The sequence below is a fragment of the Neoroseomonas rubea genome, from assembly GCF_016106015.1.
GTDB lineage: Bacteria > Pseudomonadota > Alphaproteobacteria > Acetobacterales > Acetobacteraceae > Neoroseomonas > Neoroseomonas rubea.
On the sequence record NZ_JACADQ010000160.1, the window covers coordinates 1 to 8,784 of the forward strand.

8 protein-coding genes are annotated in these 8,784 nt (G+C 71.3%); all 8 read right to left on the bottom strand.

Annotated elements, in window-relative coordinates; all coding sequences use genetic code 11:
- Positions 1-2,591: alanine--tRNA ligase (alaS, locus tag HW577_RS15035; RefSeq protein WP_198376967.1), on the bottom strand; the 2,591-nt coding region annotated here is incomplete at its 3' end.
- A gap of 142 nt (positions 2,592-2,733) precedes the next feature.
- Positions 2,734-3,372, bottom strand: coding sequence for a putative adhesin (locus HW577_RS15040; protein ID WP_198376968.1), 639 nt, complete (start codon positions 3,370-3,372; stop codon positions 2,734-2,736).
- A gap of 125 nt (positions 3,373-3,497) precedes the next feature.
- A complete protein-coding gene (gene recA, locus HW577_RS15045) occupies positions 3,498-4,541 on the bottom strand; it encodes a recombinase RecA (RefSeq protein WP_198376969.1) in 1,044 nt (347 codons plus the stop codon).
- Between the two features lie 216 nt (positions 4,542-4,757).
- A complete protein-coding gene (locus HW577_RS15050) occupies positions 4,758-6,284 on the bottom strand; it encodes an ATP-binding protein (RefSeq protein ID WP_198376970.1) in 1,527 nt (508 codons plus the stop codon).
- Positions 6,281-7,351, bottom strand: a complete 1,071-nt coding sequence (locus HW577_RS15055) for an EscU/YscU/HrcU family type III secretion system export apparatus switch protein (protein ID WP_198376971.1) — start codon at positions 7,349-7,351, stop codon at positions 6,281-6,283. Before HW577_RS15055 ends, HW577_RS15050 begins: the two co-directional genes overlap by 4 nt.
- A 3-nt stretch (positions 7,352-7,354) precedes the next feature.
- Positions 7,355-8,131 carry a flagellar biosynthetic protein FliR gene (locus HW577_RS15060; RefSeq protein WP_198376972.1) on the bottom strand — a complete coding sequence of 259 codons (777 nt, stop codon included), beginning with the start codon at positions 8,129-8,131 and terminating at the stop codon, positions 7,355-7,357.
- 1 nt (position 8,132) lies between these two features.
- Entirely contained in the window at positions 8,133-8,402 is a 270-nt protein-coding gene (locus HW577_RS15065) for a flagellar biosynthetic protein FliQ (protein WP_198376973.1), read from the bottom strand.
- 106 nt (positions 8,403-8,508) lie between these two features.
- On the bottom strand, positions 8,509-8,784 hold a 276-nt coding region (gene fliE, locus HW577_RS15070; RefSeq protein WP_198376974.1), incomplete at its 5' end, for a flagellar hook-basal body complex protein FliE.

Sequence of the window (8,784 nt, forward strand, 5' to 3'; positions counted from 1 at the left end):
GGGCCGCCGGCCTGGGCCATGTCCGGCCGCCCGCCGCCGCCCTTGCCGCCGACCGCCGCGGCCGCCGCGCGCACCAGCGCCACGGCATCCGCCTTGCCCTTCGCCGCATCGCCTGTCGCGACCACGATCGAAGCCTTGCCCTCGGCGGTGGAGACGAGGGCGACGACATCCGCCGTGCCGCCCTTGAGGATCGCTTCCGCCAGGCCCTTCAGGTCGCGGGCGGGCACCTCGCCCAGGTCGCGCAGCGCGAGGCGCAGCCCGGCCACCTGCTCGACCTCCGCCCCGCCGCCGCCGGTGGCGAGCTTCTTGCGCAGGTCGGAGACCTCGCGTTCCAGCTTGCGCCGGTCCTCGACCAGGGAGGAGATGCGCGACGCCAGTTCACCAGGCTGCACCTTCAGCACCGCGGCCGCGGCGGCCAGGCTCTCCTCCATCTCCGCGATGAAGGCGAGCGCGGCGTCGCCCGTCACGGCCTCCACGCGCCGCACGCCGGCGGAAACGGCGCCCTCGCTCACAAGCTTGAACAGGCCGATATCGCCCGTGCGCCGCACATGCGTGCCGCCGCAGAGCTCCAGCGAATAGACGCCGTGCTTCTCGACCGCCGCCGGGTCATGGCCCATGCCGACGACGCGGACCTCCTCGCCGTACTTCTCGCCGAACAGCGCCATCGCGCCCGCCTCGACCGCGGCCTCGGGCGTCATCAGGCGCGTGACCACCTCGGCATTCTCGCGGATCCGGGCATTCACCTCGGCCTCGACCCAGCGGAGATCCTCCTCGGTCATCGGCGTGGGCTGGGAGACGTCGAAGCGCAGCCGGTCGGGCGCGTTGAGCGAGCCCTTCTGCGCCACATGGGTGCCGAGCCGCCGGCGCAGCGCCTCATGCAGGAGATGCGTCGCGGAATGGTGGGCGCGGATCTTCGAGCGCCGTGCATGCTCGACCTCCGCCGTCACGGCGAGGCCGATCTTCGCCTCCCCGGCAACGACCGTGCCGATATGGACGTACAGCGCGCCGAGCTTCTTTTGCGTGTCCCGCACCTCGATCCGGCAGGCTGGGCCGGCCTGGATGATGCCGGTGTCGCCCACCTGGCCGCCGGATTCCGCGTAGAAGGGCGTCTGGTTCAGCAGCACGGCGACCTCGGAGCCGACCGGGGCGGCCTCGACCGGCTGGCCGTCCTTGACGATGGCGACGATCTCGCCTTCCGCGCTCTCGGTCGTGTAGCCGAGGAATTCCGACGCCCCGACCTTCTCCTTGAGGTCGAACCAGACCGTCTCGGTCGCGGCCTCGCCCGATCCGGCCCAGGCGGCCCGCGCGCGGCGCTTCTGCTCGGCCATGGCGGCGTTGAAGCCCTCGACATCGACCGGGCGGCCTTCGGCGCGCAGCGCGTCCTGCGTCAGGTCGAGCGGGAAGCCATAGGTATCGTACAGCCGGAAGGCGACGTCGCCCGGCAACGTCTGGCCCGAACCGAGCCGCGCCGTCTCCTCCGCCAGCAGCCCCAGGCCGCGTTCCAGCAGCGAGCGGAAGCGCGTCTCCTCCAGCCGCAGGGTCTCGCTGATCAGCGCCTCGGCGCGGACGAGTTCCGGATAGGCCGCGCCCATCTGGCGCACCAGGGCCGGCAGCAGCCGGTGCATCAGCGGATCGCGCGAGCCCATCATGTGCGCGTGGCGCATGGCGCGGCGCAGGATGCGGCGCAGCACGTAGCCGCGGCCCTCATTGGAGGGCAGCACGCCGTCGGCGATCAGGAAGGCGCCGGCGCGCAGATGGTCGGACACCACGCGGTGGCTCGCGCGGAAGGGCCCGTCCGGCTCCTGCCCCGTAGCTTCCGCGCTGGCGAGGATCAGCGCGCGCAGCGTGTCCGTGTCGTAGTTGTCGTGCTTGCCCTGGAGGATGGCCGCGAAGCGCTCCAGCCCCATGCCAGTGTCGATGGAAGGCTTGGGCAGCGGGTTGCGCGTGCCGGCCGGCTCCTCGAGGAACTGCATGAAGACCAGGTTCCAGATCTCGATGAACCGATCGCCATCCTGGTCCGGGCTGCCGGGCGGGCCGCCCGGGATCTTGTCGCCATGGTCGAAGAAGATTTCGCTGCACGGGCCACACGGCCCGGTGTCGCCCATCCGCCAGAAATTGTCGGAGGTCGGGATGCGGATGATGCGGCTCTCGGGCAGGCCCGCCACCTTCTTCCAGATTGCGGGGGCTTCCTCATCCTCGGAATAGACCGTGACCAGCAGCCGGTCCTTGGGCAGGCCGAAATCCTTGGTCAGAAGTTCCCAGGCGTAGGGGATCGCCTGTTCCTTGAAGTAGTCGCCGAAGGAGAAGTTCCCCAGCATCTCGAAGAAGGTGTGGTGGCGGGCGGTGTAGCCGACATTGTCGAGGTCGTTGTGCTTGCCGCCGGCGCGCACGCTCTTCTGCGCGGTGGTCGCGCGGGTGTAGGGGCGCTTTTCCTGGCCCGTGAAGACGTTCTTGAACTGGACCATGCCGGAGTTCGCGAACATCAGTGTCGGATCGTTGCGGGGGACGAGCGGGCTGCTCTCCACCACCTCATGGCCGTTGCGGCGGAAGTAGTCGAGGAAGGTGGCGCGGATGTCGTTGCTGCTCGTCATGTCCGATCCGTAGCGACCCCCGGAAAACCGGGCACCGGCAAGGTGTTGACCCAAGGGCGGGACAGGTAGCGCGCGGGCGGCGGGGCGTGAAGGGGTGGCGGGACACGGGCGGCGTCGCGAGGGCACGCCGCCCGCCCCAGGGTCAGGCGTAGGCGACGGCCTGCGGCGCCAGGGGATCGTCCCCCAGCATGTAGCTGCGGCAGAAGATGCAATGGAAGGTGCGCAGGCTCGGCATGTCCTTCTTGGCGGCCTTCACCGCCTCCTCCAGCGGCATGCCGAGGAAGACGTTCCAGCGGTTGCGCACGGTGAGGATGCTGCCGCCCCAGTCGGCCATCAGCTCGGCCAGCACCTGCTGCTGCGCGCCGGGGTCGGCGGAAATCAGGGAGCCGAACTTCGTCGTCCGCTGGTAGTCCCGCTGCTGGACGGCCCGCGCGACCTGTTCATAGGTCTCGACGGTGTCGGTCCCGCTCGCACCGGCATGGGCGCCCTGGTACTTGCTGAGCAGGTAGTTCGGGCAGCGGTCGCCGCTGGAGAAGCTCTCGACCGGCCGGGCCTTGGAGAGCTTCTTCGCGATGTCGTAGATGCCGGGGTCGAGCAGCGCCGCGCCGTGCTGCCCGTAGAAGACGATCTTCACCCCGTCCGGCACCTTGAAGCTGCGGTTTTCCCGCACGTAGCCGCCATGGGCGGAGATCAGGCAGTCGCTCGAATTCGTCGATGACTTGAACAGGTAGAAATAGCCGCCGCCGATCGGCGTGGCGCCGCCGGGTGTCGGTTTCGCCATGCGAATCACTCCTCCGCAATGCGACGCCGGCACGACGCAGATCCTTGCGTCGCGCCGGCGCCATCGATCACGAAGACAGGATACGCAATCCGGCGTCGCCGGCCAGATGCGGCCGGCGATGCCGGCTATTCGGCCGCGATCGCCTCGTCGTCCTCGCCGGCGCCCGAGAGCATCTGCTCGGACAGCAGCCCCGCCTGGCCGCGGATGCGCTGCTCGATCGACGCCGCCATGTCGGCGTGGTCGCGCAGGAACTGCTTGGCGTTCTCCCGCCCCTGGCCGATGCGCTGGCTGTCGCAGGAGAACCAGGCGCCGGACTTCTCGACGATGTTCGCCTTGACGCCGAGGTCGATCAGTTCGCCCACCTTGCTGATGCCTTCCCCATACATGATGTCGAACTCCACCTCCCGGAACGGAGGCGCCATCTTGTTCTTCACCACCTTGACGCGGGTGTGGTTGCCGGTGACCTCGTCGCGGTCCTTGATCGCACCGATCCGGCGGATCTCCATGCGGACGGAGGCATAGAACTTAAGCGCGTTGCCGCCCGTGGTCGTCTCCGGGTTGCCGAACATGACGCCGATCTTGAGCCGGATCTGGTTCAGGAAGATCAGCAGCGTGTTGGACTTGGAAACCGAGCCCGTCAGCTTGCGCAGCGCCTGGGACATCAGGCGGGCATGCAGGCCGACATGGCTGTCGCCCATCTCCCCTTCCAACTCCGCGCGGGGCACCAGCGCGGCGACGGAATCGACCACCAGCACGTCGACCGCGCCGGAGCGCACCAGCGTGTCGGCGATCTCGAGCGCCTGCTCGCCCGCATCGGGCTGGCTGATCAGCAGGTTGTCCACATCGACGCCGAGCTTCTTGGCGTAGCCCGGGTCGAGCGCGTGCTCGGCATCGACGAAGGCGCAGGTGCCGCCGTTCTTCTGCGCTTCCGCGATCACGTGAAGCGCGAGCGTCGTCTTGCCCGAGGATTCCGGGCCGTAGATCTCGACGATGCGCCCCTTGGGCAGCCCGCCGATCCCGAGCGCCAGATCAAGGCCGAGGGAGCCGGTGGAGACCACCTCGATCGCCCCGTCCTGTGCCTGGCGTGCGCCGAGGCGCATGATCGAGCCCTTGCCGAAGGCACGCTCGATCTGGCTGAGCGCGGCGTCGAGCGCCTTTCCCTTGTCCATGCCTGTCCCCCGCTGCGGCGGCTTCTCAACCATAGGGCGATAATCTCCGATAAGTCCATCGCCCAATCGAAACGATCCGACAGGTCGTCGGACCCGTCGGGCCGTCGAACCACCCGCGCATGACGGGACGATTCGGCGCAAGGGAATGATGCCCCCAGCCGCCCGGCACCGCAAGAACATATTAAGAACACTCGCGCGCCGAAGGCGCGCCCGGCGCTACTCCGGCGCTTCCCACCCATCGCCCACGGCGGCCACCAGCTCCGCCATGCGGAACGGCTTGCCGAGGAAGCGGAAGCCGCGGGCTGCGAGGTTCACGCCCACCGCCCGCTGCGCGTAGCCGGAGACGAGCACGATCGTCATCTCGGGGTACTTGGCCTTCACCGCCTCCCCCAGCGCGAGCCCGTCCATCTCGCCGGGCATCGTCACGTCGGAGACCATCACCTCCGGCACGAAGCCGTCCTCGAGGATGGCGAGCGCATCCTCGGCATCCTCCGCCTCCCGCACCTCGTGCCCGGCGGCGGTCAGGGCGCGCACGGCCAGCCGGCGCAGCGGCGTCTCGTCCTCGACCAGCAGCACGCGCCGCAGCCCCGACGGGGCGGCGGTCTCGGCCCGCTGCGGCGCCGCCTGCTCCACCTCCTCATGCACCAAGGGGAACCAGAGGTGAAACACGGTGCCCGAGCCGGGGCGCGATGCGACGCCGACATGCCCGCCCGACTGGCGCAGCACGCCGAGCACGGTCGACAGGCCGAGCCCCGTCCCGCCTTCCCCCCGCCGCGTCGTGTAGAAGGGCTCGAAGATGCGCGAGACCATCTCGCGCGGGATCCCCCGCCCCTGGTCCTCCACCGCGAGCACGGCCCATTCGCCGGGGGGCACGATGCTGCCCTGCACCGGCGTCTCCTCGGTCAGCCGCACGGCGGCGAGCGAGACGCGGATCGTCCCCCCGTTCGGCATGGCGTCGCGCGCATTGACGACCAGGTTCAGCAGCACCTGGTCGAGTTGCGTCGGATCCACGCGCACCCGCGGCCCCGGATCGGCGAGCGAGAGCTCGATCGGGTGCCGCCGCCCGAGCAGGCGCTGGAGCAGCGGCGCGATCTGCTGCACCGCCTGGCGCAGCGCGACGACGCGGGGAGCAAGCGATTGCTGGCTCGCGAAGGCGAGCAGCTGGCGCACCAGCCGCGCCCCGCGCGCCGCGCTGTCGAGGATCTGGCGCAGGTCCTCGACCGTCGCCGGATCCGGCTGGCGGGCGAGCGAGGCCTCCGCCGCGCCGGAAATCGCGGCGAGCAGGTTGTTGAAGTCGTGCGCCAAGCCGCCGGCGAGCTGGCCCACCGATTGCAGCCGCGCGCCCTGCTCGAGCTGCGCCTCGATCCGCCGCCGCGCGGTCACGTCGGCGATGCGCAGCAGCGCCCCGGGCTCGCCGCGCAGCGGCCGGCAGAACACCTCCACCATCGAATCGGGCGGCAGGGCCGGGTCGGCAAGCCGCGCCGTGACGACCGGGGCCGCCTGGCCGCCCAGCGCGGTCGCGATGGCCCCGGCGATGGCGGCGGAGGTCTCGGCGCTGAACAGGGGCGCGGCCAGTTCGCCCGCTTCCGGCTGCGGCCCGGCGCCGCAGAGCCGCGCCAATGCCTGGTTCGCGAAGCGGATGCGCCCATCCGTGCCGAGCACGGCGAGGCCCACGGACTCCTCCGACTGGAACAGGCGCTGGAAGGCCGCCTCCTCCCCCTCGCCCTCGCGACGTCCTGTCACCCCGCCTGCCCCCTTCCGCCGAGCCGCCAGACATAGGCGATGATCTCGGCGACGGCCTGATAATGCTCCGGAGGTATCTCGGTCTCCAACTCCAGCCGGAACAGCGCCCGGGCGAGCGGCGGGTTGGAGACGATGGGCACGCCCGATTCGGTGGCCACCGCCCTGATCCGGGCCGCGACCGCGTCGGCACCCTTGGCGACAATGCGTGGCGCCGCCGACCCGCCCTGGTCGTAGGCCAGGGCGACGGCGAAGTGGGTCGGGTTGGTGATGACGACCGCCGCCTTCGGCACCGCGGCCATCATGCGGCCGCGCGCGCGCTTTTCCCGGATCTGGCGGACCCGCGCCTTGATGTGCGGGTCGCCTTCCGATTCGCGCATTTCCTCCTTCAGGTCCTGCCGGCTCATCCGCAATTGCCGCAGGTGCCGGAAGCGCACCCAGAGATAGTCGAGCGCCGCGATCGCCGCGAAGGCGGCGAGCGCCGCCAGCGCCAGGTCGAGCGCCGCCTGGCCCGAGCGCGCCAGCAGCGCGCCCGCCGGCAGGTGCAGGAGCGCCGGCAGCACAGCGACGTCCCCCACCGCCCACCACAGCGCCGCGCCGACCAGCCCGAGCTTGATCAGCGTGCGCAGGAACTCGATCGCGCCTTCCACCCCGAACAGCCGCTTCAGCGCGGCAAGCGGGTTGATGCGCGACAGCTGCGGCTTGAGCCCCTTGGCCGAGACCAGCAACCGGGTCTGCCCGAAGGTCGCCGCGACCGCGCCGGCGGCGGCAAGGAGCGCCGCGGGCAGCGCCGCCATCAGCCCCAGCCGCGCCATCTCGATCGCCGCGTCGAGGGGGATCAGTTCATGCGACCGCGCCATCGCCCCGCGCAGGCCGCGCATCATCTCGGCGCCGAGCGGCGGCAGGGCGATCATCAGCCCCAGCACGCCCCCGGCCAGCGCGCCGAGCCCCGCCAGTTCGCGCGAGACGGCGACCTGGCCTTCCTCCCGCGCCTTCTCGATCCGCCGTGGTGTTGCGGCTTCTGTCTTGTCCTCGGCCTCGTTCTCCTGGCCGCCGCCACCCTGCGCCATGGCTCAGCGCAGCCCGGGGAGGATGAGGAAGGCGTCGCGCGCGGCCTCGGCGAACACGCCGAGCAGCGGCGGCATGATGACGGCGAGCAGGGCCACGCCCGCCAGCACCTGCCCCGGCACCGCGACGAAATAGACCTGCACCTGCGGCGCGATGCGCGCGAGCAGGCCGAGCGCCACGTTGATGACAATCGCCGCCAGCACGAAGGGGGCCGCGAGCCGCAGCGACAAGGCGAGGCTTTCCCCCGCCGCGACGGCGAAGACCTCCGCCCCCGCCCCGGCCGGGAAAGGATCGCCCGCCGGCAGCACCGTGTAGGATTCGACCAGCGCGCGCAGCGGGATCACGTAGAGCCCGGTGCCGAGCACGACCACCACGGCGGCGAGCGAGAGCAGCCGGCCCGTCGCCGTGCCCATCGCACCCAGCGCCGGGTCCGGCACCATCGCCTGGGCGAGGCCGAGCAGCAGCGCGATCGCCTGCCCCGCCACCGCCATGGCGATGACGACGAGCCGCGCGAGGCCGCCGATCCACAAGCCGACGATAACCTCGATCAGAATCAGCCGCACCGCCTCCCCCGCCGCGTCGGGCGGCGCGGGCAGCGCCGGCGCGAGCAGCGGGAACATCAGCAGCACAAGCCCGAGCCCGAGGCCCAGGCGGATGCTGGCAGGCACCTCCTCCTCCCCCAGCCCGGGCAGGACCATCGCGGCAGCACCCAGGCGCGCGAAGAGCAGCGCGGCCTGGAAGGCCAGCAGCGGCAGTTGGGCGAGGAGTTCGGCGGGCTCCATCTCAGCCCTTCAGGCCGACCTCGACCACCGCCTGGAACAGGCTGCCGGCGTAGCCGCGCAGCACACCCGACATGAAGGGGCCGAGCAGCAGCAGCGCGGCGGCCAGCACCGCGACCTTGGGCAGGAAGCCGAGCGTCGCCTCGTTCACCTGCGTCAACGCCTGCACCACGGCGACGACCAGGCCCACCACGAGCATCAGGATCAGGATGGGACCGCCAATCTGCAGCGTGACCCAAAGCGCCTCCCGCGAGGCGAGCGCGACCTCGTTCACAGGCGCGGCTTTCGGGCGGTCGGACGATGGAACATGGCGGGGCCCTCAAGTTTTCCGGGGCGGCGTCAGGGCCCCTTCTGGGCCCGTCAGGCGAAGGCGTGGCGGATCAGATCGGCATCCGCATCACGTCCTGATAGGCGGCGACGACGCGGTCCCGGACGGCGACCGCCGTCTGCAAGGTGAGTTCGGCGCGGCCGACGGCGAGCACCACGTCGGTCACGCTGCCCTGGCCGGTCAGCGCGCGGGTGGTGGTGGCGTCGGCCTCCCGGCCCACCTCGACGGCCTGTTCCATGGCGCGGGTCAGCGCGGCGCCGAAGCCGGCACCCCCCGTCCCGCCCGTGGCGGCGCCGGGCAGCGCGTCGGCGGCGCGATAGGCGGCGGC